General features: G+C 69.5%; 24 protein-coding genes and 1 riboswitch. Of the genes, 12 read left to right on the top strand and 12 right to left on the bottom strand.

Annotated elements, in window-relative coordinates; translation table 11 throughout:
• The first annotated feature begins 4 nt into the window (after window positions 1-4).
• Window positions 5-586 (top strand): HEAT repeat domain-containing protein, encoded by a 582-nt coding sequence (locus AB5J62_RS29770; protein ID WP_370943268.1) that lies wholly within the window; start codon window positions 5-7, stop codon window positions 584-586.
• A complete protein-coding gene (locus AB5J62_RS29765; protein WP_370943267.1) occupies window positions 583-1,545 on the top strand; it encodes a Dyp-type peroxidase in 963 nt (320 codons plus the stop codon). Before AB5J62_RS29770 ends, AB5J62_RS29765 begins: the two co-directional genes overlap by 4 nt.
• Window positions 1,546-2,092: 547 nt before the next feature.
• Here the strand turns inward: AB5J62_RS29765 and AB5J62_RS29760 are convergent.
• Complete coding sequence (locus AB5J62_RS29760) at window positions 2,093-2,962, bottom strand: LysR family transcriptional regulator (RefSeq protein WP_370943266.1); 870 nt, start codon at window positions 2,960-2,962, stop codon at window positions 2,093-2,095.
• Window positions 2,963-3,038: 76 nt separating this feature from the next.
• Between AB5J62_RS29760 and AB5J62_RS29755 the strand changes: the two genes are divergently transcribed.
• Window positions 3,039-3,860 carry a PhzF family phenazine biosynthesis protein gene (locus tag AB5J62_RS29755; RefSeq protein WP_370943265.1) on the top strand — a complete coding sequence of 274 codons (822 nt, stop codon included), beginning with the start codon at window positions 3,039-3,041 and terminating at the stop codon, window positions 3,858-3,860.
• A gap of 37 nt (window positions 3,861-3,897) precedes the next feature.
• Here the strand turns inward: AB5J62_RS29755 and cobF are convergent, their stop codons facing one another.
• The gene (gene cobF / locus AB5J62_RS29750) at window positions 3,898-4,647 is read right to left on the bottom strand and encodes a precorrin-6A synthase (deacetylating) (RefSeq protein WP_370943264.1); all 750 of its coding nucleotides are present in this window, start codon (window positions 4,645-4,647) and stop codon (window positions 3,898-3,900) included.
• A 98-nt stretch (window positions 4,648-4,745) separates the two neighbouring features.
• A riboswitch (cobalamin riboswitch) is annotated at window positions 4,746-4,889 on the top strand.
• A 73-nt stretch (window positions 4,890-4,962) separates the two neighbouring features.
• On the opposite strand from cobF, the gene AB5J62_RS29745 reads away from it, so the two are divergent.
• On the top strand, window positions 4,963-5,694 hold the full coding sequence (locus tag AB5J62_RS29745; protein ID WP_370943263.1) for an aldehyde dehydrogenase family protein: 732 nt from the start codon (window positions 4,963-4,965) through the stop codon (window positions 5,692-5,694).
• 21 nt (window positions 5,695-5,715) lie between these two features.
• A complete protein-coding gene (locus AB5J62_RS29740) occupies window positions 5,716-6,138 on the top strand; it encodes a hypothetical protein (protein WP_370943262.1) in 423 nt (140 codons plus the stop codon).
• A 212-nt stretch (window positions 6,139-6,350) separates the two neighbouring features.
• Here AB5J62_RS29740 and AB5J62_RS29735 read toward each other — a convergent pair whose 3' ends face one another.
• From AB5J62_RS29735 to AB5J62_RS29725, 3 genes are all read right to left on the bottom strand, one after another.
• On the bottom strand, window positions 6,351-6,782 hold the full coding sequence (locus tag AB5J62_RS29735; RefSeq protein WP_370943261.1) for a cupin domain-containing protein: 432 nt from the start codon (window positions 6,780-6,782) through the stop codon (window positions 6,351-6,353).
• Between the two features lie 138 nt (window positions 6,783-6,920).
• Window positions 6,921-7,817, bottom strand: coding sequence for an ornithine cyclodeaminase family protein (locus AB5J62_RS29730; RefSeq protein ID WP_370943260.1), 897 nt, complete (start codon window positions 7,815-7,817; stop codon window positions 6,921-6,923).
• A 9-nt stretch (window positions 7,818-7,826) separates the two neighbouring features.
• A complete protein-coding gene (locus AB5J62_RS29725) occupies window positions 7,827-8,309 on the bottom strand; it encodes an Lrp/AsnC family transcriptional regulator (protein ID WP_370943259.1) in 483 nt (160 codons plus the stop codon).
• Between the two features lie 112 nt (window positions 8,310-8,421).
• On the opposite strand from AB5J62_RS29725, the gene pdhA reads away from it, so the two are divergent.
• The 4 genes from pdhA to AB5J62_RS29705 are packed head-to-tail and all read left to right on the top strand — an operon-like array spanning window position 8,422 to window position 12,352.
• Window positions 8,422-9,528 (top strand): pyruvate dehydrogenase (acetyl-transferring) E1 component subunit alpha, encoded by a 1,107-nt coding sequence (pdhA, locus tag AB5J62_RS29720; protein WP_370943258.1) that lies wholly within the window; start codon window positions 8,422-8,424, stop codon window positions 9,526-9,528.
• A 29-nt stretch (window positions 9,529-9,557) separates the two neighbouring features.
• Window positions 9,558-10,550: an alpha-ketoacid dehydrogenase subunit beta gene (locus AB5J62_RS29715; RefSeq protein WP_370950379.1), complete on the top strand. Its 993-nt coding sequence runs from the start codon at window positions 9,558-9,560 to the stop codon at window positions 10,548-10,550.
• Window positions 10,543-11,709, top strand: a complete 1,167-nt coding sequence (locus AB5J62_RS29710; RefSeq protein ID WP_370943256.1) for a dihydrolipoamide acetyltransferase family protein — start codon at window positions 10,543-10,545, stop codon at window positions 11,707-11,709. The genes AB5J62_RS29715 and AB5J62_RS29710 overlap by 8 nt, the downstream gene beginning before the upstream one ends.
• Before the next feature lie 10 nt (window positions 11,710-11,719).
• A complete protein-coding gene (locus tag AB5J62_RS29705) occupies window positions 11,720-12,352 on the top strand; it encodes a TetR/AcrR family transcriptional regulator (protein WP_370943255.1) in 633 nt (210 codons plus the stop codon).
• A gap of 69 nt (window positions 12,353-12,421) precedes the next feature.
• Here the strand turns inward: AB5J62_RS29705 and AB5J62_RS29700 are convergent, their stop codons facing one another.
• The 5 genes from AB5J62_RS29700 to AB5J62_RS29680 all read right to left on the bottom strand — a co-directional run bounded on the left by AB5J62_RS29700 (window position 12,422) and on the right by AB5J62_RS29680 (window position 17,401).
• A complete protein-coding gene (locus AB5J62_RS29700; RefSeq protein WP_370943254.1) occupies window positions 12,422-13,291 on the bottom strand; it encodes a LysR family transcriptional regulator in 870 nt (289 codons plus the stop codon).
• Between the two features lie 4 nt (window positions 13,292-13,295).
• Entirely contained in the window at window positions 13,296-14,810 is a 1,515-nt protein-coding gene (locus AB5J62_RS29695; protein WP_370943253.1) for an AMP-binding protein, read from the bottom strand.
• Window positions 14,811-14,879: 69 nt separating this feature from the next.
• A complete protein-coding gene (locus tag AB5J62_RS29690; protein WP_370943252.1) occupies window positions 14,880-15,497 on the bottom strand; it encodes a LysR family transcriptional regulator substrate-binding protein in 618 nt (205 codons plus the stop codon).
• Between the two features lie 75 nt (window positions 15,498-15,572).
• The gene (locus AB5J62_RS29685; protein ID WP_370943251.1) at window positions 15,573-16,805 is read right to left on the bottom strand and encodes an IS110 family transposase; all 1,233 of its coding nucleotides are present in this window, start codon (window positions 16,803-16,805) and stop codon (window positions 15,573-15,575) included.
• A gap of 404 nt (window positions 16,806-17,209) precedes the next feature.
• Window positions 17,210-17,401: a LysR family transcriptional regulator gene (locus AB5J62_RS29680; RefSeq protein ID WP_370943249.1), complete on the bottom strand. Its 192-nt coding sequence runs from the start codon at window positions 17,399-17,401 to the stop codon at window positions 17,210-17,212.
• A 186-nt stretch (window positions 17,402-17,587) separates the two neighbouring features.
• Here AB5J62_RS29680 and AB5J62_RS29675 point away from each other — a divergent pair, with 186 nt between their 5' ends.
• Window positions 17,588-18,727, top strand: a complete 1,140-nt coding sequence (locus AB5J62_RS29675) for an acyl-CoA dehydrogenase family protein (RefSeq protein ID WP_370943248.1) — start codon at window positions 17,588-17,590, stop codon at window positions 18,725-18,727.
• 68 nt (window positions 18,728-18,795) lie between these two features.
• On the opposite strand, the gene AB5J62_RS29670 is transcribed toward AB5J62_RS29675, so the two are convergent.
• Window positions 18,796-19,980, bottom strand: a complete 1,185-nt coding sequence (locus AB5J62_RS29670) for an aminotransferase class V-fold PLP-dependent enzyme (protein ID WP_370943247.1) — start codon at window positions 19,978-19,980, stop codon at window positions 18,796-18,798.
• A 29-nt stretch (window positions 19,981-20,009) separates the two neighbouring features.
• Between AB5J62_RS29670 and AB5J62_RS29665 the strand changes: the two genes are divergently transcribed.
• Both AB5J62_RS29665 and AB5J62_RS29660 read left to right on the top strand, forming a co-directional pair.
• Window positions 20,010-20,639, top strand: coding sequence for a GntR family transcriptional regulator (locus AB5J62_RS29665; protein ID WP_370943246.1), 630 nt, complete (start codon window positions 20,010-20,012; stop codon window positions 20,637-20,639).
• A complete protein-coding gene (locus tag AB5J62_RS29660) occupies window positions 20,636-21,400 on the top strand; it encodes a metallophosphoesterase (protein ID WP_370943245.1) in 765 nt (254 codons plus the stop codon). The genes AB5J62_RS29665 and AB5J62_RS29660 overlap by 4 nt, the downstream gene beginning before the upstream one ends.
• Before the next feature lie 41 nt (window positions 21,401-21,441).
• Here AB5J62_RS29660 and AB5J62_RS29655 read toward each other — a convergent pair whose 3' ends face one another.
• Window positions 21,442-22,959 (bottom strand): CocE/NonD family hydrolase, encoded by a 1,518-nt coding sequence (locus AB5J62_RS29655; protein WP_370943244.1) that lies wholly within the window; start codon window positions 22,957-22,959, stop codon window positions 21,442-21,444.
• Window positions 22,960-22,961 lie beyond the last annotated feature (2 nt).

Genomic DNA, 22,961 nt, shown 5'->3' with positions numbered 1-22,961 from the left:
CGGCATGACCACACCGGCCGCACTCAGCAGGGACCTGGAGGCCGTCGGCGTCGACGGCGACCTCTGGGGACTGGTGAACAGCAAGGCCCGCTACCGCGCCGCCGTCCCCGTGCTGCTCGACTGGCTGCGGCACGTGGACGAGCGGGTGCCCGAGCCGGATCTCGGCAAGGTCCGCGAGGGCCTGGTACGGGCGTTGACGGTGCCGGAGGCGCGGCCGGTCGCGGCCCCGGAGTTGATCCGGCAGTTCCAGGAGGTGGACGAGCTGACCGTGCGCTGGGCGATCGGCAACGCGTTGTCCGTGGTCTACGACGATTCCGTGTTCGACCAGCTCGAGCCGCTCGTCCGCGAGCCGCGGTTCGGGCAGGGGCGGCAGATGCTGGTGCACGGGCTCGGGCGGTCCCGGCATCCGCGTGCGCCGGGACTGCTGGTCGAGCTGCTCTCCGACGACGACGTGGCCGCGCACGCGCTCACCGCGCTCACCAAGCTGAAACCGCCCGGTGTGCGCGGCGCGGTCGAGCCGTTGCTGGATCATCCGCGGCCGCTGGTCCGCAAGAACGCGAAGAAGGCGCTGGAGAAACTGCCGTGACTTCCCGGCGCCAAGTGCTGCTCGGCGCACTCGGGCTGGCCTTGACGGCGTGCTCCTCCGGCGGTTCCGACGAGCCGGGCGGGCACGTGGCGTTGCGGCGGCCCAAGCCCGCCGGCGAGGTCGCGTTGCTCACGGGCGTCTCACCGGGCGCGGCGCGGGCGATGGTGCTGGCCGGCGAGGATGTCGCGGTCGGTCTCGGCCCCTCGTTCTTCGACAAGGCGGGTTTGCCGCGCCCGGCGGGCCTGGTGCCGATGCCCGCGTTCCCCGGCGAGGTGCTGCGCCCGGAGCGGTCGAACGCCGACGTGTTCGTGCAGGTCGAAGGCGACTCGGCGCGGGCCGTCGCCGGGCGGCTCGACGCGGTGGTGGGGCCGGCGCAGGTGGCCTGGCGGACTTCGGTGCGCCGGGAGCTCGCCGGTGAGCAGGCCGGGAAGCCGTTGCAGCGCAACTCTTTCGGCTTCGTCGAAGGCCAGGGCAACCCGGCGCCCGCCGAACAGGCCACGAAAGTCCTGCTGCCCGGCGGAGGCAGTTTGCTCGCACTGCGCGTGATCCAGCTGGCGCACGACCAGTGGAATGCCGACGACAGCGCGAAACAGGAGCGGATCATCGGCCGTAAAGCCGACGGCGGCTGGCTGGACGGCGGCCCGCCGTCGGGCGAGCCGTCGTTCGCCGAGGACCCCGACGGCGCGGTGACGCCGCTGGATTCCCATGTGCGCAAGGCGAATCCGCGCACACCGGGCGAGCCGCCGCCACGCATGCTGCGCCGTTCCTGGCTGTACCAGGGCGGCCCGGCGGACGACGGAGTCGTCTTCATGGCGTTCCAGAACGACTTCGACGCCGGATTCACCTTGGCGCAGAACAGGTTGCGCGGCGAGGCGCTCGCGCCGTACCTGCTGACCGTCGGCGGCGGGTACTTCGTCGTGCCCGCCCGCGGCGTCCCCGGCGGCTACCTCCCGTCGTGAAAGGGGCCGGGTCTGCCCCCTCGGCAGGCCCGACCCCCGTTCACGCAGACGCCGCGGGGCGCACGTGAATGAGGACGCCGTTTCCCCCGCCGCAGATACGCGAAGATCGATGGCAAATGGGTGATCAACATCGCCCGCCGTCACGCTGAGCCGATCTGGCCTGGCAGAGCGGCTCCCCGGGTTTTCGCGTGATCCATTCGTTACCTCAGAATCCGTCGTGAGTGTTTAGACCGGTTAGAACCGGCCGTACCACTCACGACCCCCACGACGACCCCGGCCAGCCGCGGGCGAGTGGAACCTTTGCTGCATCTGACGCAGCAAAGGTTCCACTCGCCCGCCACATTGTGGCCGTTGCGGGAGGTGGGACGACGTGACGAAGGGGGCCCTTGTCACGCTCAGCGTTACAAGGGTGGCCTTTGTGTGGTTCAGCCAGGCCCACACCGCCGCGGGGCGGGGCGGGGAGCGGGACACGACCCTCACCATGGCCGAGCGCAAGACGCACATTTGGCCTTCCGCGCAATAACCGTCGGGAACACTCACGACGGGGTCAATTCAGCAGGGCGGCCGCCTTCGTCAGCTCGTCGAGCACCGCGCGCTGCGCGCGGCTGGGGGAGCGGCGGGCGTGCCTGGCCAGGAAGATCGAGTTCTGCCGGATCTTCGGCGCGTGGAACGTGGCGAGGCCGCGGTCCGCGAGCGCGAAGGTCGGCAGCAGGGTGAGCCCCAGGCCCGCCGCCACGCACGCGCGGACGGCCTCGACGCTGCCGAGCCGGGTGATCTGCGGATTGGCGCCCGCCGCGAGTTCGCGGGCGACGTCGTCGCTGTACGTGCAGCCCTCCTCGAGCAGGAACCAGCGGTGCCCGGCGAGTTCGGCCCAGCCCGCCTTGCGGCCGGTCAGCTCATGGTCCGGGGCGCAGGCGAAGGCGACTTCGAGCGAGCCCGCCTTCTCGATCACGAGGTCGGGCGCGCGCAGCGCCGGTTCGAGGATCAGGCCGACCGAAAGCCGCCCGTCGCGCAGCCGCTCGACCGTGCCCGCGGTGCCCGAGGGCGTCAGGCGCACGTCGACGGCCGGATGGCTCGCGTGCAGCGCGGCGATCGCGCCGGGCAGGAGGTACGCACAGAGCGACTCGGTCGCGCCGACGGTCACCTCGCCCTCGATCGGGCCGTCGGCCGCGGCTTCGGCGCGCAGTGCGGCCTCGGCGTCGAGCAGGAGCTGGGCTCGTTCCAGTGTGCGGCGGCCCGCCTCGGTGAGTGCGGCGCCGGACGGCAGGCGGTCGACGAGGCGGACACGCAGTTCGCGTTCCAGCGACTGGATGTGCGCGGTGACGGTCGACTGGGCGAGATGCAGCTCGGCCGCCGCCGCGGTGAAGCTGCCGGTGCGGGCGAGCGTGGTGAAGGTCGAGATCAGCCGGGTGTCCACGGTATCGAGTTTACCGATGGAGTCGATGGACAATCATCGTTGGACTCGATGGCGAAGCGGGACCATCATCGAAGACATGGAACTGCTGCGCTACTCCGCCTTCACCACCGACCCGCAGGGCGGCAACCCCGCGGGCGTCGTGCTCGACGCTGGCCACCTCGGCGCCGACGAGATGCTCCGTATCGCCGCCGAGATCGGCTACTCCGAGACCGCGTTCGTCGACGGTGACCGCGTCCGCTACTTCAGCCCGCTGGCCGAGGTCGACTTCTGCGGCCACGCCACGATCGCCACCGCCGTGGCGCTCGCCGAGCGGTTCGGCGCCGGGCCGATGCGGTTCCGGACCAACGCGGGCGAGATCGCCGTCGAAACGGTCGTCGTGGACGGCCGGGTGACCGCGACGCTCACCAGCGCCCCGGCCCGCTCGCGGCCCGCGACCGGAACCGAACTCGACGAGGTGCTCGGCGCGCTCCGCTGGGACCACGCCGACCTCGACCCGGAGTTCCCGCCGCACGTGGCGTTCGCCGGGAACGACCACTTCGTGCTGGCCGCCGCCACCCGCGAGCGGCTCGCGAAGCTCGACTACGACTTCGCGGCGCTCGGCGACGTGATGAGCCGGGGCGGGTGGACCACCGTGCACCTGGTCTGGGCCGGCGCCGACGGCGTGTTCCACGCCCGCGACCCGTTCCCGCCCGGCGGGGTCGTCGAAGACGCGGCGACCGGTGCGGCCGCCGCCGCGTTCGGTGGCTACCTGCGGGCGATCGGCAAGCTCGAAAGTGGCCGTTTCCTGGTGCGGCAAGGGGAAGACATGGGACGGCCGAGCTTGCTGACCGTCGACGTCGATGAGCGGGCCGGTGTCCGCGTCACCGGGAACGCCGTCGAAATGACCAGCGGCGCGTAGCGCCTCCGTTGAGGGCGGTGGCGGGCGACGGGCGGGGTTAGTTGCGCCGCAACAGATAGGTGTCCATGATCCAGCCTTTCCGTTCGCGGGCTTGCGAACGCAGGGCCACGATCTCCTCGGCGACGTCCGCGAGCCGCCCGGAAACGACGAGCTCGTCGGGCGTGCCGAGGTAGGCGCCCCAGAAGATGTCCATGTCCTCACCGGTGAACCGGGTGAACGTGCAGTGCGCGTCGAGCATGACGAGCACATCGGCGGCGCCGTCCGGCCAGCCGTCGGCGAGCCGCCGTCCCGTGGTGATCTGCACGGCGGTGCCGATCCGGTTGAACGTCGTTCTGTGCTGCGCCGCCAGCACGGAAACACTGCTGACGCCCGGAATCACGGTGTAGTCGAACGCGATTCCCCGCTCCTGTACGGCGTTCAAGAGAGTGATCGTGCTGTCGTAGAGCGCGGGATCACCCCACACGAGGAACGCGCCGACCTCGTTCTCGCGCAGTTCCCCGGTAATGAGCCCTTGGTAGACATCGACGCGCCGTCCGTGCCACGCCTTGACTTCCGCCTCGTAGTCGGCCGGTGTGCGGTCACGTTCGGGGTCGCGCGCCTCGGCCAGCCGGTACGGCCTGGTCACGTACCGGTCGAGGATCTCGTGGCGCAACCGCACCAGGTCGGCCTTCTCCTTGCCCTTGTCCAGCACGAAGAAGACGTCGACCTCGTTCAGCCGGTTGATCGCCTGAACCGTCAGGTGCTCGGGGTCACCAGCACCGATACCGATCACATAGAGCCTGCGCACGCCGAGAGTCTGCCTTGGGCGGCGAGGGTGTGTCAGGTTAGGGGTCCCCTGGGATGGTCGCGGTGACCCCGTAAACCGGGTTCGCGGCCTCGACAGGTGCGGAATTACCGCCCTAGGGTGACTTGAAGGCCCACGGATTCCCGGGGAAGCCGGTGCGAATCCGGCGCGGTCCCGCCACTGTGACCGGTTTCGCGCGCGCCGAACCGGAAGCCAGATCGCCGGCCGTGGGCTCGACGTGTTGTCCACGAGGATGGAGCTGGCACGAATGTCTCCTTGCCCTGCGAGGAAAACCTCCCTGCGACCAGGGTGGGTCAGGTGAGTGACGAACTATTCCATTTCATCGGCGGCAAGCCGGTTTTCGGGACATCGGGGCGGTTCCACGAGCTGCCCGGCATGCGTGTCCCGCTGGCGGACAAGCGTGAGGTCGACTACGCCGTCGAAGTGGCCGTCGCGGCGCAGGACGACTGGGCGCTGTGGCAGCCGGACCGGCGACTGCGGGGGCTGATGGACTTCCTGGAGCGTGTCAGTGACGAACTCGACGGCTGCCCGGTGATGGTCCCGGTGTGGAACGCCGCGCCCGCCATCGCCTGCGGGAACTCGTTCGTGCTCAAGCCATCCGAGCGCGACCCGTCGATCGCCTTGCGCCTCGCGACCACGTTCCTCGACGCGGGGCTGCCGCCGGGCGTCTTCAACGTCGTCAACGGTGACCGCGAGGCCGTCGACGCGCTCATCGCGCATCCCCGCGTCGACGCGATCGGCTTCGTCGGCCCCTCCGCCGTGGCCGAGTCCGTGCAGGCGACCGCGCTCGCGTACGGCAAGACGGCCCAGTGCTTCCACGGCACCCGCGGCCACCTCGTGCCCGTCCCCGAGCCCGACACCGACCAGGTGGTCGGCGCGCTCGTCGGCGCGGGCACCGGCCCCGCGAGCGAGGCGCAGATGGCCACCACACTGGTGGCCCAGTTCGCAGGCCGCGCCCCAGACCCGGTGGTCGAACGCCTGGCCGCCGTCTACCGCCCCGACTTCCGGCGTTCGGCAGGTGCCCGATGAACAATTCCCTTGTAGACGGTCATGCCTGAGCTGACGCGGCCGAAGCGCCGCCCCGCCAGGAAACGCACGGGCAACCGCCCCGTCGTCGTGCTGGTCAGCGAGCTCGAGAGCCATCTCGAGCTGATCTGCAGGCTCGGCGAAGTAGGCTTGTACGAGCCGGATCTCGGCCGCCTGCAACGCGAAGACTGCGTCTTCGACGTGGACGTCTCAGGCGACGTGCTCACCGAGTACAAGGAAACCGAGACGGCCCAGTTCGCGCAGCTGCTCGGCCAGTTCCACGCGGTCCTGCTCGGCTTCGACGAGGGCACGGGCGCGCGGCCGTTGCTGCGGGATCTGTTGCCAGGACTGGAAGGCATCGTCGACACCGGCGGCACCGAGCTGCTCGGCTACGAAGAGGTGCTGATCCGCTTCCACGACGACCCATGCTGGAACCTGGGGTCGTGAGTATTGCCGACGGTTATTTGAGGGGAAGGGCAATATGGCGTGCTCCGGCCGGGCTGACGAGGTCATGTCGTGAGGGGACCCCTCACGTCACATCCGCGGGCGAGTGGAACCTTTGCTGCATCTGACGCAGCAAAGGTTCCACTCGCTCGCCACATTTGCCCTTCCGGCCAATAGAACCGTCGGCAACACTCACGAACCCGTCCTCGCAGTAGCTATTGGAAGTCGCAGCCGGGGTTGGGCGCGTCCTCCGCGAGCGGGCTGCCGGTCGGCAGGACGTACAGCACATCGAGCACGATCGGAGTGCTGCCGAGATTGCGTCCGATGTGGACTTTGTCGGAGCCCTTGGGCTCGACGAAGGTGGCGCCGGTGCGGTAGACGTCCTGGGTGACGCAGTCGGCGTCGTTGTGGGTCAGGGTGCCTGCCTTGACGAAGGCGTAGAGCGTGCCGTCGTGGAAGTGCCAGCCGGTGCCGCCGCCGGGCTGGATGGTGATCTCGCGCAGGATGTAGTCGGTCTTGCCGAGGGTGGTCTTCGAGAGGATCACGCCGGTGACGCCGGACCCGGGCGTGGCCTCGGCGTTCGCCGGGACGAGCAGCGCGCCCAGGGCGGCAACGGCGGCGAGAGTGGCTCGGACTGGGATGCGCATGGTGATCCCCTTCGCTTCGACGGCTCGCAGGTTATCGGCAAACGAGGGAGCTGACCATGTCCGAACGGGCATGATCGTGTAGTCAAAGGGTCGTGAGCGTTGCGGGCGGTTAGAACCGCCCGCAACGCTCACGAGCCCTTACGTCCGCTCGGCGAGCAAGCGGGCCAACGCCCAGTCCTGCGCGGCGACCCCCACGCTCTTGAACACCGTCCGCCCACCGGGCGACGCCGGCGCACTCAACGCGGAACCCAGCTCCACCAACGAATCCCGCGCGAGCGACCCGGTAGACACCGCGTGGATGATCTCCCCGGCCTCCTCCATGCACGCGCTCACCTCATCGACGACCACCACGCGCGCGGAGGCGAGCAACTCCTCGGGCAACTCCCGCATCGAGGGCAGATACGAGCCGATCGCGTTGACGTGCACGTTGTCCGGCAACGAGGCCGCGTCGAACACCGGCTCCGAAGCGGAAGTCGCGCAGCAGACGACATCGGCCGCCGACACCGCGTCGTTGGCAGACTCGGCCACCATGAACTCGATGGCCGGGAACTCCTGTCGCAGAACGGAAATCAGGTCCAAAACGCGAGAAGCGTTCCGCGAGTGCAGGGTCACCGCGGACAACGGCCGGACCGCCGCGACCGCGCGCACCTGATCGGCGGCTTGTGCTCCGGCGCCCAGGACGGCCAGTCGTGAAGCGGTGGGTGGGGCCAGAAGGTCTGTGGCGACGCCGGAAACCGCGCCGGTGCGGATGGTCGTCACCTCGATCGCGTCGGCGACCAGCTGACCACTGGGGGAACTCCAGACCAGTGTGCCGAGGATGGCGGGTGAGCGGTCCAGTTCCACGCTCAGGGTTTTCACCGCCGCCGCACCGGATCCGGCGTGATAGGCCGACATCACCAGCGCGCGCCCGCCGCCGAAGGAGAGGCGGGCCGGCTGGGTGAACTCGCCCGCCGCCAGGTCGGTGAACGCCGTGCGCACGGCGGCGACGGCGTCGGGCATCGGGATGAGCTTGCGGACCTCCGCGGCGGTGAGCATGCCCGGACGCTACTGCTGGGCGCGGTCGGGGGCCAGCTCGTCGAGGATGAGGACGGTGTGGCTGGACACGACGTCGGGAACGGTCTGGAGCTTGGTCAGCACGAGGTGGCGGAGACTCTGGGCGTCGCGGGCGCGGACGAGCAGCACCAGGTCGTACTCGCCGGAGACGAGCGCGCCGTGCCAGACCTCGGGGATCTCGAGCACGTGCTGCTTGACCGACTTCCAGGAATGCTGGCTGACCTTGAGGTACACGTACGCCGAGATGCCGTAGCCGCAGCGCTCCGGGTCGATGACCGCGCTGTAGCCGGTGATCACGCCGTCGCGGTGCAGGCGCTCGACGCGGGAGTACGCGCTCGCGCGGGAGATGTGGAGGCGCTCGGCCAAGGCGCGCATGGACATGCGGCCGTCCGCGCGGAGCTGGGCGACGATCGCCTGGTCGGTGTCGTCCAGCTGTCCAGGCAGGCTCGGTGTTTCGTCGTCGGGACTGGTCATTTGGCCGATGATAGCCGCCCGATGAAATCAAACGTCCAGATCAGATCAACATGTCTAGAAAAACGGCTCTGAAACCGTCACCATCAGCGACACCCGACTTCAGGAGGTCGCCTTGACGCTCACCAGCCTGCCCCTGCGGCATCTCCTGCCGTCCGAAACCCCGATCGGACTGCTGGACGCCGACGGCCGCCTGATCGACGGCTCCGAGCTGACCATGCCCGGCGACGAGGTGCTGCTCGACCTGCACCGCCGGATGGTCGTCGGGCGCCGCTTCGACACCCAGGCCACCGCGCTCACCAAGCAGGGCCGCCTCGCCGTCTACCCGTCTTCGCGCGGGCAGGAGGCTTGCGAGGTCGGCGCCGTCGTCGCGCTCGACGCCCAGGACTGGCTGTTCCCGACCTACCGCGACTCGGTCGCGCTGGTGACCCGCGGCGTCGACCCGGTGCAGACGCTGACGCTGCTGCAGGGCGGCTGGCACCTCGGCTACGACCCGTACGAGCTGCGCGTCGCGCCGCAGTGCACCCCGCTCGCCACGAACACGCTGCACGCCGTCGGCGTCGCGCACGCCGCGCGCTACAAGGGCGAGGACAGTGTCGCGCTCGTGCTGCTCGGCGACGGCGCGACCAGCGAGGGCGACACCCACGAGGCGCTCAACTTCGCGGGCGTGTGGCAGACGCCGACCGTGTTCCTGGTGCAGAACAACGGGTACGCGATCAGCGTGCCGATGAGCAAGCAGAACGCGGCGCCCTCGTTGGCGCACAAGGGGATCGGCTACGGCATCCCGTCGCTGCTCATCGACGGCAACGACCCGGCGGCCGTCTACTCGGCCGTCCGCCAGGCCGTCGAAACCGCCCGCGCTGGCGGCGGGCCGACGCTGATCGAGGCCGTAACCTACCGGATCGAGGCGCACACCAACGCCGACGACGCGTCGCGCTACCGCGATTCGGACGAGGTCGCCGCCTGGCTCGGGCGTGACCCGCTCGACCGGCTGGAGGCTTACCTGACCGGGCGCGGGCTGCTCGACGACGCGCGGCGCGAGGCCGTCGCGGCCGAGGCCGAGGCGTTCGCCGCGTCCGTCCGAAAAGGAATGAACGCTGACGTAGTGAGCACTGTCGTCCGGCCGCAGTCGTTGTTCGACCACGTCTACGCCGAGCGCACGGCCGCGTTGCGCGAGCAGGCGGCGATGCTGGAAGCCGAGCTGGCAGGGGAAGAAGCGTGACCACGATCGAAAAAGTCCAGCAGCTGTCGATGGCGGGCGCGCTGAACGCCGCCATGGCCGACGCGCTGGCTGCCGACGACCGCGTGCTCGTCTTCGGCGAGGACGTCGGCCCGCTCGGCGGTGTCTTCCGGGTCACCGATGGGCTCAGCGAGCGCTTCGGCGAGCGCCGCGTGTTCGACACCCCGCTCGCCGAATCCGGCATCGTCGGCACCGCGATCGGGATGGCGATGAACGGCCTGCGCCCGGTCGTCGAGATGCAGTTCGACGCCTTCGCGTACCCCGCGTTCGAGCAGATCACCAGCCACCTGGCCAAGATGCGCAACCGCACACAGGGCAAGGTCGAGCTGCCGGTCGTCATCCGGATCCCTTACGGCGGCGGCATCGGCGGCGTCGAGCACCACTGCGACTCGTCCGAGGCCTACTACACGCACACCGCGGGCCTGCGCGTCGTCACGCCGGGCACGCCCGCCGACGCCTACCACCTGCTGCGCGACGCGATCGACAGCCCGGACCCGGTGATCTTCCTGGAGCCGAAGCGCCGCTACTGGGCCAAGGGCGAGGTCGCCTTCGACCGCACCGCGACGCCGATGGACCGCGCGGTCGTCCGGCGCACGGGCAAGGACGTCACGCTCATCGCGTACGGGCCGATGGTCACGACCGCCATGGAGACCGCCGAAGCGGCGATCGAGGAGGGTTGGGACGTCGAGGTCGTCGACCTGCGCAGCCTCTCGCCGTTCGACGACGAGACCGTCGCCGCGTCGGTGCGCAAGACCGGGCGCGCGGTCGTGGTGCACGAGGCTTCGGGCTTCTGCGGCTACGGCGCCGAGGTCGCCGCGCGGCTGACCGAGCGGTGCTTCCACCACCTGCACGCGCCGATCCTGCGCGTCACCGGGCTCGACATTCCTTACCCCGCGCCGAAACTGGAAGAACACCACCTGCCGAGCGTCGACCGGATCCTCGACACCATGGCCAGGCTGCAATGGGACGACGTGCCCTTTGAAAACGAGGTGCGCGGTGCCTGATTTCCTGCTGCCCGATCTCGGCGAGGGCCTGACCGAGGCGCTGATCGTGAACTGGCTGGTGAACGTCGGCGACACCATCACCGTCGACCAGCCGGTGGTCGAGGTCGAGACGGCCAAGGCCTCGGTCGAGGTGCCGTCGCCGTTCGCCGGCGTGATCAGCACGCTGCACGGTGAGCCGGGGCAGTCGCTGGCCGTCGGCACGCCCCTGATTTCCGTGAGCGAGTCCGTCAAGTCCGAAGAGGACAGCGGCAATGTCCTGATCGGATATGGGACATCGGCGACGAAACGCCGCAACCGCCGCGCTCGGGTGAGCGTCGCGCCAGTCACCGCACGCGCGCCGAAAACGGGCGTGATCTCGCCGCTGGTGCGGCAGCTCGCCAAGGAGCGCGGGCTCGACCTGGCCCGGATCGACGGCAGCGGCCCGCACGGCATCGTGCGCCGGATCGATGTCGAAAAAGCTGTGGAGAAAGCGACCGCGAAGCCGGTCGTGGTCAAGAGCGGAGAGCGCCGGATTCCGTTGAAGGGCATCCGGAAGACCGTCGCCGACAAGCTCTCGCGGTCACGCCGCGAGATCCCCGAGGCGACCGTCTGGGTGGACGTCGACGCGACGCGCCTGATGGCGGCGCGCGCCGCGCTCAAGCCGGTCAGCCTGCTCGCGCTGATCGCCCGGTTCGCCGTGCTCGGCCTGCGCAAGTTCCCCGAGCTGAACTCGCGCGTGGACGGCGACGAGATCGTCGTGCTCGACGACGTGCATCTCGGGTTCGCCGCGCAGACCGACCGGGGCCTGGTCGTCCCGGTCGTGCGCGACGCGCACGCGCTGGCGACGCCCGAATTGTCCGAGGCGATCGCCGAGCGCACGAACGCTGCCAGGCAAGGGAGTTTGACGCCCGCCGACCTCACCGGCGGCACGTTCACCATCAACAACTACGGCGTGTTCGGCGTCGACGGCTCGGCGGCGATCATCAACCACCCCGAGGCCGCGATACTCGGCATCGGCCGGATCATCGACCGGCCGTGGGTGGTCGACGGGCAGCTGGGCGTCCGGAAGGTGTGCGAGCTGACGCTGGCGTTCGATCACCGCGTCTGCGACGGCGGCACCGCGGGCGGGTTCCTGCGGTTCGTGGCGGACTGCGTCGAGGAGCCGCTCAAAGCGCTGTAGGGTAAGCGAAATGAGCGAGCCTTTGGGTTCGCGCGAGCGCAGGAAGCTGCAGACGCGCCGTGCGATCTCCGAAGCCGCGATCGCGTTGTTCGTCGATCGCGGCTTCGACCATGTTTCCGTCGCGGAGGTCGCCGTCGCGGCGGAGGTGTCGAAGATGACGGTCTTCAACTACTTCGCGACCAAGGAAGATCTGGTGCTCTACCGGGTCGAGGGCCTGTTCGAACAGCCGGCGAGCCAGGTCCGCGAGCGCGAGCCCGGTGAGTCCCCGGTGGCCGCGCTGCGGCGGAATTTCCTGCGTGGCCTCGCCGAGCGGGAGCCCGCGACCGGGCTCAACGACGACGACGGCTACCTCGCGTTCCAGCATCTGGTGATGGGCTCGCCGACGTTGAAGCTGCGCCTGATCGACCACGGCAAGCGCACCGAGCAGGCGCTCGCCTGCGCGTTCACCGAGGTGCTCGACGCGTTCACCGCCAAGCTCGCGGCCGCGCAGGTCATCGCCGTCCAGTACGCGCTGGTCTGCTGCAACCTGACCCGCGTGCTCGGCGGCCAGTCCGCCGCGGACCTCTACCCGAGCGCGGTCGACGAGGCCGAGTGCGGCTTCGGCATGCTGCTCAGCGGCCTCCGAGACACCGCGCTCGTGTGACAACCCGGGATAAAGCGGGCTTTACTCCCGGGGATAAAGCCCGCTAAACATCGGGGAGTAAAGCCCGCTTTATCCCGTCACGAGGTCCACGAAGGCCTTGCCGGCAGGGGAAAGGCGGGCCGGGTCGTAGATCATGCCGTAGGCGCGCTTGATCGGGGGATCGACCGCGCGGACCACCGCGCCGTGGCCGATCAGGCGTCGCGCGACCGAGCTTTCGAGCCAGCCGGCGCCGACACCGGACAGCACGAAACCCGGGATCGCCTGGCGGTTCTGCAGCACCGACGACATCCGGGTGCGCGCGCCCGCGGTGCGCAGCGCCTGTTCGACCAGAGTGCGCTGGGAGCTGCCTTTCGGCACGCCGACCCAGCCGATGTCGGGCAGTTCGGACAGCGGCAGCGGATCGGCGGCGGGCACCTCGGTGCCCGGCGGGAACGCGAGCCAGTACTCGTGGGTGCCGAGTTCGACGGTCGGCAGCCCGCGCGCGAGCACGGGCAGGTAGCAGAACACCAGCTCGCAGTGTCCCTTGCGGATCAGCGACGCGGCCGCCTGTTCGTCCGAAAGTTCGTTGATGCGCACGGAAACCTGGGGGAACCGCTGCCGGAACCCGCCGACCAGCTCGGCCACCGGATGCGCGGTGACGAACGGCCAGGCGTGGATGTCGAGACGCCCGCGCGGGACCCCGCCCGCGTCGGTGAAGAACCCTTCGGCGGCGGCGACCCCGCGCAGCAGGCGCCTGGCTGGCCCGATGAACGCGGTGCCCGCCGAGGTCACCATCAGCGTACGGCCGATCCGGTCGAACAGCAGCACGCCGAGTTCACGTTCCAGCGCCCGGATGCCCTGCGACACCGAGGGTTGCGCGACCCGCAACGCCGCCGCGGCCGGGGTGACCCCGCCGTGGTCGACGACCGCGAGGAAGTACTCGATCTGCCGCAGCTCCACCGCGTCAGGACGGCGCGCGCAGCGAGCGCCGCAGCATCTTGCCGGACTCGGTGCGCGGAAGCCGGTCGCGGAACTCGAACCGGCGCGGGGTCTTGTACCCGGCGAGCTTCTCGCGGCAGTGCGCGGCGAGGCGCTCGGCCAGGTCGTCGCCGGGCAGCACACCGTGGCGCGGCTGGATGATGGCGACCACGCGCTGGCCCCATTCGGGGTCGGGCTCGCCGATCACGGCGGCGTCGGCGACCTCAGGATGCTCTAGCAATCTGCCCTCGATTTCCGCCGGGTAGACGTTGACGCCCCCGGTCAGGATCAGGTCGGTGCGGCGGTCGCAGAGGAACACGCGGCCTGCCGCGTCGACGTAACCGATGTCGCCGACGGTGATGAACTCACCGTCGCGGTTGGCGGCGGTCTTTTCGGGATCGTTGTGATAGCTGAACTTCGTCTGCGCGGAGCTGTAGTAGAGCGTGCCCGTCTCGCCGGCGGGCACGGGACGGCCGTGCTCGTCGACGACCTTGACCGTCACCCCCGGCAGCGGTTTGCCGACGGTGCCGGGCTCGGCCAGCCATTCCTTCGAGTCGACGACGGTGACCATGCCCTCGGACGCGCCGTAGTACTCGTGGACGACCGGTCCGAACCACTCGATCACGCGCTCCTTGACCCCGCGCGGGCACGGGGCGGCGCCGTGCATGACGCTGCGCAGGCTCGACGTGTCGTAACGGCCGCGCACCTCGTCCGGCAGCTGCAGCATGCGGTGGAACATCGTCGGCACCAGGTGGGTTTCGGTGACGGCGTGCCGTTCGATCAGGCGCAGCGTCGCCTCGGCGTCGAACTTCGCCATCACGACGAGCGTGTGCCCGAGGTGCAGGCTGTTCGTCGAGAACGCGCCGGGCGCGGCGTGATAGAGCGGGCAGGTGACCAGGTGGACGCCGGTGCCGGGGTGGACGTTCATGAGCTCCAGTGACGCCAGCGCGACCGCGGGCACGACCGGCGGGCCGCCGGGCAGCGGGCGGCGCACGCCTTTCGGGCGGCCGGTGGTGCCGGAGGTGTAGAGCAGGTTCTGGCCCATGGTCAGGCCGTCGGGCGTGCCGGTCGGCTGGTCGGCGCCGAAGTCGGCGTAGTCCTCCCAGCCTGGTGCGCCACCGATCGCGAACCGGTGCGTGGGCGGCACACCCAGGTCGTCGAGCTGGGCCGTGCAGGTCTCGGCGATGACGGCTTCGGCGAAGACGACCTTGGCGCCGCTGTTGCCGACGATGTAAGCGATCTCGTCGGCGGAGGAGCGGTAGTTGACCGGCGTGAAGTAAAGCCCGCTTTGCCAAGCGGCCAGTGCCAGCTCGAAGAACGGGATTCCATTGTGGACGATGGCGGTGATGCCGTCGCCCGGCGCCATGCCGAGTCCGCGCAGCGCGTGCGTCAGCTGGTTCACCCGGCCCGCGAGCGTGCTGAAGGTGACCTCTCGGCCTTCGGGATCGATGACCGCGGTGCGGTGCGGGTCGGTCACGGCGACGTCGAGAAAGGTACTCACGTGATCCATTAACCCCGATGAATGGGTTCCCGTCAAAGACCTGAGGGCGAAAAGCCCGATAGGCGTTACCTATGGCGTTACCGCTGAAAGGAAAGCCTCAGCCGCCGGCGAGAGTGGACCTTCGCGGAAGATCAACCCGATCGTGCGCTTGACCGGCGGCGCCGTCCCCCGGATCTCTACGTTCCGTAGCTCGCGTTCGGCCACCCGGCGCGGCAGGAACGTCGCGCCCGCGCCGTGCTCGACCAGGTGCCACACGGTCTGCCGGTGCGCGCATTCGACGGCGATCCGCCCGGCGGTGCCGTCGAGCACGTCGTCGAGCTGGGTGCGAGTGGTCGCGTCGACGAGTTCCATCACCAGCGGGATGTCGGCGACCTCGTTGAGCGGCACCGGATCGGCCAGCCCTTCGGCGAGCGCGGGCGGCAGCGCGAGGACGATCTCCTGGTCACCCAGCGGCAGCGTGCGCAGTGACTCCCCGTGCACCGGCAGCTCGGTCAGCCCCAGATCGCAGTGTCCATGCCGGACAGCGGTGGCGACCGCGGCCGGCCCGCCGGGATCGACGATGTTGAGCAGCACGGCCAGGTGCTTGGCGTGGAAACGGCCTGCCAGCTCGGGCAGCGGATCGGTGGTCAGCCCGGCCAGCGCGGCGATGTCGAGCCGTCCACCTTGGAGTCCGCTGACCGCGCTCACCGCGCCGCGCGCCCGTTCGGCGTCTTCGAGGATCCGGCGCGCGGGTTCCAGAAAGACATCTCAGGTGGTTGGAAGTCAAGCCGCGGTTGTGAGTGGAGGTGGAAAGGCCTGATGTTCGTCGTAGAGGCAGCCTGTTTGCAGGCAGTGGTGGAGCTGTCCGAGGAATTTGTTGAACAGGTGTCGTTGGGCTTGGTGGTTCCAGTCTCCGGCGGCGCGGCGGGTGTCGAAGTGGCGTCGTGCTCCGGGGCTGGCTTTGAGGGAGCTGAGTGCCCAGATCGGTCCTACCGCGGCCAGGCGCCGGTTTTTGATGTGGCGGTGCTGGATCACTTTCTTGCGGCCGCTGGCGCGGGTGATCGGTGCCGATCCGGCGTAGGCCTTGAGGCCGCGGGGGTCGGTGAAGCGTGCGCGGTCGTCTCCGATCTCGGCGAGCACCCGGGCGCTTACCAGCAGCCCGAGACCGGGGAAGCTGGTGATGATCTCGGCGTCCGGGTGCTGTTCAAAATGGGTCCGTGTCGCCTCCGCCAAGCTGTCGGCGGCCACGCAAGCGGCCTCGAATTGGTTCAGCAGAGCCGAAAACTGGATACCCATCGCGTTCTCCACCACCGGAGGCAGCCGCAGCCGATCTGCCCGGAACACGCCATAGAGCCGGTCCACGTCATGATCGATGTTGCGTCGGCGTCCGGCTTTGGTCAGCAGCGTCCGCAGCCTGGCGCGGGTCAGTCTCGCCGCGAGCGTGGGTGTGGGTGCGGCGGCCAGGACTGTGCGGGCGTCACGGCGCGCCAAGCCGCCGTCGGGCTGTCCGGCGAACGCGTCGAGCGCGGCCGGGTAGAATTCCTTGAGCAGCGAGCGGATCTGATTGCCCAGCTGCTGACGGCCCCAGACCGCGTCCTGCTGTGCTCGCGCCAGCACCCGCACCGCCTGCGCGAGGTCGGTGTCGGCCGGCAGCGGCCGGTGCGCGTCGGCGTCGGTGCGCACGATGTTGGCGAGCATCACCGCGTCCGCGGCGTCGGATTTCGCGCCCGACACCTGGTGCCGGGCTCGGTAACGCGACGCCGAGAGCGGGTTGATCGCGTAGATGGTGCGCCCGGTCGCACGCAGCGCGGCGACGAGCAGGCCGTGGTCGGTCTCGATGCCGACCGGGATCGAGGTCCCGGCGGTGTCCCCGGCCTCGGCGAACAGGTCCAGCAGACGAGCGAACCCGGCCGCGTCGTCGCCGATCCGCCCTTTCGCCACCACGGTTCCGGTGTCGTCGATGATCGCGACATCGTGGTGGGTCTCAGCCCAATCGATGCCACAGAACAATGTCAAGTTGCCACGTCTCCTTCACTATTTCTGCTGCTCACGGGTCCAGGCAGGGTCACGCGGCGCCCTAATCGCGGGACTCGGCGGTCCGTCATCTCAGTAGCCGTTCGTGACTCCAGCACACCGCGGGAACCTCGTTCTGCCGAAGAGCTCGAAGCTCGGGAACACATCAATGAGGTCACCTCCCGCGACGGACTCGAGCAACGACATCTCACCACCACGAACACCAGCCCACCGGCAGACGCGCCGTTCTTTCGTAAGCCGTCGAACGACTGGAGCAACACGGGCGTCGCCCACCGGCGGACCAGCACCAACCAACCCAACAGCCGCGCCTGTCTTTCTGAAGACGTCACACGTCTGGACCTACCGGGCGTCAGCTATCGGCTGGAAAACCAATCCCTACAAAACGATTAGGACCGACCGGCGGCGGTCAGCACGAGATGCCGCCCGGTGCGGTCGAACAACTCGGCCCCGAGCTCGCGTTCCAGCTGGCGGACGGCTTGGGAAAGCGAAGGCTGGGCCAGGAAAAGCGCCTCGGCGGCCTTGGTCACTCCGCCGTGGTCGACTACGGCGACGAAATACTCCACTTGCCGTAGGTCCACGGTTTCAGATTAGCGCGCGTCTTGTGGATCTTGTGCGATGAGAGCCGAGATCCAGGTGGTTCCTGGCGGTGCCGTGGGATCACCCTCGTACCGGGTTGTACTCGGGTGATTCCGCGGTGCCGCCAGGGGCCGCCTGGGCTCGGCTATCGCGCGCAAGATCCACAAGACACGCGCTAACGTCGGAGTATGGATGCTGACGACTTCGGGCAGGTACTGGCGGCGGTGCGGGAGTTCGTGCGCCGCGAGGTCGTGCCGCGCGAGACGGAGATCGACGAATCGGACGAAATCCCGGCCTCGGTCCGTGAGAAGGCGGCCGGGCTCGGCCTGTTCGGCTGGGCGCTGCCGGAGGAGTTCGGCGGACTCGGCCTCATGATGGCCGAAGACGTCCGCCTCGCCATCGAGCTGGGCTACACGACGCCGGCGTTCCGTTCGCTGTTCGGCACGAACAACGGCATCGCGGGCCAGGCGATCGTCAACTACGGCACGCCCGCCCAGAAGTCCGAGTGGCTCCCGAAGCTCGCGGCCGGCGAGGCGATCGCCTCGTTCGCGCTGACCGAGAGCGAGGCCGGATCCGACCCGAGCGGCCTGGTCAGCAAGGCGATCTCCGACGGCGAGCGCTACGTCCTCAACGGCACCAAGCGGTTCATCACCAACGCCCCGCTGGCCGACGTCTTCGTGGTGTTCGCCAGGACCGAGCCGGATTCGGTGGGCGGTAAGGGTATTTCCTGCCTGCTGGTCCCGTCCGGCTCGCCGGGCGTGACCGTCGGTCCGCACGACGCGAAGATGGGCCAGAGCGGGGCGTGGACCTCCGAGGTCGTGTTCGACGACGTCGCCGTGCCGTTCAACGCCTTGATCGGCGTCGAGAACGACGGGTTCCGGATCGCGATGGCGTCGCTGTCACGCGGGCGGCTGCACATCGCGGCCATCTGCGTCGGCATGGCCGAGCGCGCGCTCGCCGAGGCGGTGGCGTACGCGCGGACCACGCGTCAAGGCGGCCGCCCGATCGGCGAATACCAGCTGGTGCAGGCACTTCTGGCCGAGTCGCACGCCGAGCTCGCCGCCGGGCGCGCGATGGTGCTCGCCGCGGCCGACGCCTACGACTCGGGCGCCGACCGCAAACTCGGGCCGTCCTCGGCGAAGCTCTTCTGCACCGAGATGCTCGGGCGCGTGGCGGACCGCGCGGTCCAGGTGCACGGCGGGACGGGCTACATGCGCGGGGTCGCGGTCGAGCGGATCTACCGCGACGCCCGGCTTTTCCGGATCTACGAGGGCACCAGCGAGATCCAGAAGCTCGTGATCGCGCGGGAGCTGCTCAAGGAGGCCTAGAAACCGGGATAAAGCAGGCTTTACTCCCGGGGATAAAGCCCGCTTTATCCCCGGGAGTTTAGCGGGCTTTATCCCGTTGTCAGCTTTTCGACCTCGGTGACCAGGAGCTGGAGCTCGTCGTCGGTGTTGAAGTAGTGGACCGAGGCCCTGATCATGTCGGGCAGGTTGCGGGCGGTGAAGTCGTACTGGGCCGAGGTGCGGGCCGAGAGCGAGGTGTTGATCTTCGACTCGGCGAGGTGGGCCTTGACCTTCTCGGCCGGGACGCCCGCCACGCTGAACGTGACGATGCCGCACTTGCGGGCGCCTTGGTCGTGGACGGTCACGCCGGGGAGTCCGGTCAGGCGGGCGCGCAGGTCGGCGGCGAGGTCGGCGACGCGCTTCTCGATGACGGGCATGCCCCAGCCGAGCGCGTAGTCGACGGCGGCACCGAGGCCGAGCAGTGCCGCGTAGTCGCGCTCCCAGGTTTCGAAGCGCTTGGCCGTCAGGTCCACTTCGTACTCGTTGGGCGCCGTCCACGAGGCCGAGTGCAGGTCGAGCATCGCGGGCTCGACGCGCTCGCGCAGGCGGGGGTGCATGTAGCCGAAGCCGGTGCCGCGCGGCCCGCGCAGGTACTTGCGGCCGGTGACGCTCAGCGCGTCGCACTGGAGGCGCCGGACGTCGAGGTCGAGCTGGCCAGCGGACTGGCAGGCGTCGAGCAGGAACGGGATCCCGGCTTCGCGGGCGACGGCGCCGATCTCCTCGGCGGGGTTGACCAGGCCGCCCTGGGTGGGCACGTGGGTGGTCGAGATGAGCTTGACGCTGGCGTCGATGCGGCGAGACAGGTCGGCGACGTCGAGCTGGCCGGTCTCGTCGTCGTCGACCACCTCGACGACGGCGCCGGTGCGGTGCGCGATCTGCAGGTAGGCGATGGCGTTGCTGGCGTACTCGGACTTGCAGGTCAGGATCTTGTCGCCGGCCGAGAATCCGAAGGCGTAGAACACCGCCTGCCAGGAGCGGGTGGCGCTGTCGCTGAGCGCGATGTCTTCGGCGTCGGCGTTGACGAGCCGCGCGATCGAGGTGTAGACGGCCGCGATGCGGGCATCCTCGCGTGCCGCCGCCTCGTAGCCGCCGATCAGCGACTCGGCACGCAGATGGTCGACGACGGTCTCGGTCACGATCGCGGGCGGGAGCGAGGCTCCGGCGTTGTTGAAGTGGGCCACCTGGGCGCAGCCCGGGGTTTCGGCACGGGCGCGCTGAACGTCGGCTGGCTGCATACCAACTGAATACAGTATCGTCCAACTGTATGCAACGTTCTCCGCTGCGCCGGGACCTCTTCGCGCAGATCACCGCCCGCGTGCTCGACGGGCGGCTGACCGCGCGGGTCAACGAGGTCCAGCTCGCGAAGGAGCTCGGCGTCAGCCGCACGCCGCTGCGCGAGGCGCTGGTCGGGCTGGCCGACCGCGGCCTGCTGGTCTCGGAGCTCGGCCGCGGCTTCCTCGTGCCGCCCCTCGACCTCGGCGAGGCGCGTCAGCTGTACCCGCTGATCGCCGAACTCGAGTCGCTCGCGGTCCGCTGGACGCCCGTGCACGACCTGCAGACGCTGGCCGACCCGCTCGACGAGATCGCCGACGGCATGGTCACCGCGCTGGCCGAGGGCGCCGAACTGTCCGCATGGGACGACCGCTGGCACGCGATGTTGTTGTCCCGCACGGTGAATCCGCACCTGCTGCGGCTGATCGACCAGACCAAGCCGCTCTTGAAGCGCTACGACGTGCTGTATTTCGGTGGCGTCGAACGCTCGCGGCAGAGTATCGACGAGCATCGCCGGATCGCGGCGGCATTGCGGGTGGGCGACCTCAACGAGGCATGCCACGTGCTGGTGCAGAACTGGGTGAAATCACTGGGGTATTTCGAGGAAGGCAGGCAACGATGATCGCGATCGCGCATCTGAGCGACATCCACATCGACGACGGGCCGCGCAGCCGGGAGCGCGCGGCGCGGGTCATGTCCTACGTGAACGGTCTGTCCCATGTGGACGCCGTGGTGGTCACCGGCGACTTGGCCGACAACGGCACGCTGGGCGAGTACGCGCACGTCGCGTCGCTGCTGAAGTCGCCGCACATGACGATCACATGCCCGGGAAACCACGACAAGCGCGCCGAGTACCGGGCGGGCCTGCTCGGCGAACCGGCCGGCGACGCGCCGGTCAATCAGGTGATGAGCACGCCCGGCGCGGTCTACGTCTCGCTCGACTCCAGCATCCCCGGCCGCCCGAACGGGCTCATCGCCGACGAAACCCTTGCCTGGCTTGACGAAACGCTGACGTCCGCCGACACCCGGAAGCCCGCGTTCGTCTGCTTCCACCACCCGCCGGTCGACCTCGGAGTGCCCGCGGTCGACCGGATCCGCCAGTTCGACGAGTCCCGGCTCGCCGAGGTCCTGTCCCGGCATTCGCGGGTGACCGCGTTGCTGTGCGGCCACGCGCACACGGGCGCGATCACGTCCTTCGCCGGGCTTCCGCTGCTGGTCGCGCCCGGTGTCGTGTCGACGACCCTGCTGCCGTTCGAGCCGAGCGGCACCCGGGGCTGGGACGAAGGCGGCCCGCTCGATCTGGACGCGCCGCCCTCGCTGTACTTCCACATCCTGCACGACGACGGCCGCCTGACCTCGCACCTGCGCGTCGTCCCCGCTTAGCGGTCGTGAGTGGTACGGCCGGTTCTAACCGGTCGTACCACTCACGACCCGAGTACGGGCAGGTCGATGCGGCTGGTGTGGGAAACCTTGATCTCGCAAGGAGTTTCGGTCGGCCGGTCGAAGCGGGGGAACGCGCCGCCGGAGATCTGCACCCGCAGGCGGTGCCCGCGCTCGAAGCGATAGGCGGTCGGGTCCAGCGTCACTTCGGCGACGGTCTGGCCCGGCCGCAGCCGGACGATGCCATCGGTGACGTTGCGCGAGACGTTCTTGGGTGACACATCGCAGAGACGGACGAAGATGTCGGCCTTCTCGGCCTCGACGTGGATGTGCGCGGTGATCTCGCCGATCACGTCGAGCTTGGTTTCGAGCGGCTCGCCGGTGTAGACGAGTACGTCCGGCCTGGCTTCGAGCGCGCCGTTGTCCTGTTGTTTGGTCTTGCCGGAAAGCACCGCCCCGCCGACGGATGGCGTCGGGTCTGCCGGGTCGTAGGTGAACGAGTCCGAAGTGGACTCGGGTTCCCGCGCGAGCGTTCCGCCCGCGCCCAGGTGCAGTGCCGTGGTGACGGACTTGGCGGGCGGCCACTGGGCGAAGTCCAGCCAGCGGTCGGCGTTCTGCAGGAACAGGCGGACCGGCGCGCGGTCCACAAGGGACTCCAGGCCGAAGTGCGCGCGCAGCCAGGAGGCCTGGTCGGTCAGCTGCGGTCCGATGCTCGACGGTTCCGCGTGGCTCCACGGGCCGATGGTGATCCGCGCCGTGGTGCCCGCGGCCTGGAGATCCTTGAAGTCACCGAGCTGGCCCTGCAGGAAGATGTCGTACCAGCCGGTGAACAGCGTGGTCGGCGTCGTCATGCCGGGGATCGCCTCGCGGTGGTGGATGTCCGGCCACGAGTCGCGGGCGATGACTTCCCGGACGAACGGGATCCGCTCGCCGGTCGCCGCGATGTCCAGGTCGCCGACCGGCAGGGAGTGAATCGCACGCGCGGTTTTCTTGCCCTGGAAAGGTTTCTTGCGCTGTTCCTGCCGCGCGACCATCACGCCCCACGAACCCCAGGTGTCGAGCGCGAGCGCGCCGCCGGGATAGAACGCGTCGGTTACATCCGAGCTGACGATGGCCGCGCACAGCGCTTCGAGCGGTTCGTCGAGGTACGGGGCGACGGCCCAAGCGGTGTGGCCGAGATAGCTCGCGCCCGCCATGGCGACGCGGCCGTCGCACCAGCGCTGGTCACGAAGCCAGGCGACGGTCGCGATGCCGTCTTCGCGCTCCTGGTGGAACGCCGACAAGGTGCCTTCGGAGCCGAACGTGCCACGGACGCTCTGCGTGACGACCTGCAGGCCGCGGCGCGCGAAAACCGAGGCGAACAGGTCGGGGAACATGCCTTTCCGGCCGTAGATGCTGCGGATGAGCACCACGGGCATCGGTTCGTCGCCGGGCGGACGGTAGCGGTCGGCGTAGAGGCGCGCGCCGTCGGGCATGGGGACGGCGATGTCGCGGGTGACGACCGGTTTGGGGCCCTCCGACGGTGTCAGGCCGAGAATCCGGTCGACCAGACGGTGCAGCATGG

The organism is Amycolatopsis sp. cg5, from assembly GCF_041346955.1.
Lineage (GTDB): Bacteria > Actinomycetota > Actinomycetes > Mycobacteriales > Pseudonocardiaceae > Amycolatopsis.
The sequence above is the reverse complement of the archived record's forward strand: the minus strand, read 5'-3'. Positions and strand labels throughout refer to the sequence as shown.

Excerpts from the sequence above, each read along its gene's own strand:
- AB5J62_RS29665 (WP_370943246.1), top strand. The coding sequence starts at position 20,010 with ATGCAACGTTCTCCGCTGCGCCGGGACCTCTTCGCGCAGATCACCGCC.
- AB5J62_RS29715 (WP_370950379.1), top strand. The coding sequence starts at position 9,558 with ATGGCGGGCGCGCTGAACGCCGCCATGGCCGACGCGCTGGCTGCCGAC.
- AB5J62_RS29670 (WP_370943247.1), bottom strand. The coding sequence starts at position 19,980 with ATGCAGCCAGCCGACGTTCAGCGCGCCCGTGCCGAAACCCCGGGCTGC.
- AB5J62_RS29735 (WP_370943261.1), bottom strand. The coding sequence starts at position 6,782 with ATGCGCATCCCAGTCCGAGCCACTCTCGCCGCCGTTGCCGCCCTGGGC.
- AB5J62_RS29770 (WP_370943268.1), top strand. The coding sequence starts at position 5 with ATGACCACACCGGCCGCACTCAGCAGGGACCTGGAGGCCGTCGGCGTC.
- AB5J62_RS29730 (WP_370943260.1), bottom strand. The coding sequence starts at position 7,817 with ATGCTCACCGCCGCGGAGGTCCGCAAGCTCATCCCGATGCCCGACGCC.
- AB5J62_RS29660 (WP_370943245.1), top strand. The coding sequence starts at position 20,636 with ATGATCGCGATCGCGCATCTGAGCGACATCCACATCGACGACGGGCCG.
- AB5J62_RS29705 (WP_370943255.1), top strand. The coding sequence starts at position 11,720 with ATGAGCGAGCCTTTGGGTTCGCGCGAGCGCAGGAAGCTGCAGACGCGC.
- AB5J62_RS29725 (WP_370943259.1), bottom strand. The coding sequence starts at position 8,309 with ATGACCAGTCCCGACGACGAAACACCGAGCCTGCCTGGACAGCTGGAC.
- AB5J62_RS29740 (WP_370943262.1), top strand. The coding sequence starts at position 5,716 with ATGCCTGAGCTGACGCGGCCGAAGCGCCGCCCCGCCAGGAAACGCACG.
- AB5J62_RS29675 (WP_370943248.1), top strand. The coding sequence starts at position 17,588 with ATGGATGCTGACGACTTCGGGCAGGTACTGGCGGCGGTGCGGGAGTTC.
- AB5J62_RS29655 (WP_370943244.1), bottom strand. The coding sequence starts at position 22,959 with ATGCTGCACCGTCTGGTCGACCGGATTCTCGGCCTGACACCGTCGGAG.
- AB5J62_RS29755 (WP_370943265.1), top strand. The coding sequence starts at position 3,039 with ATGGAACTGCTGCGCTACTCCGCCTTCACCACCGACCCGCAGGGCGGC.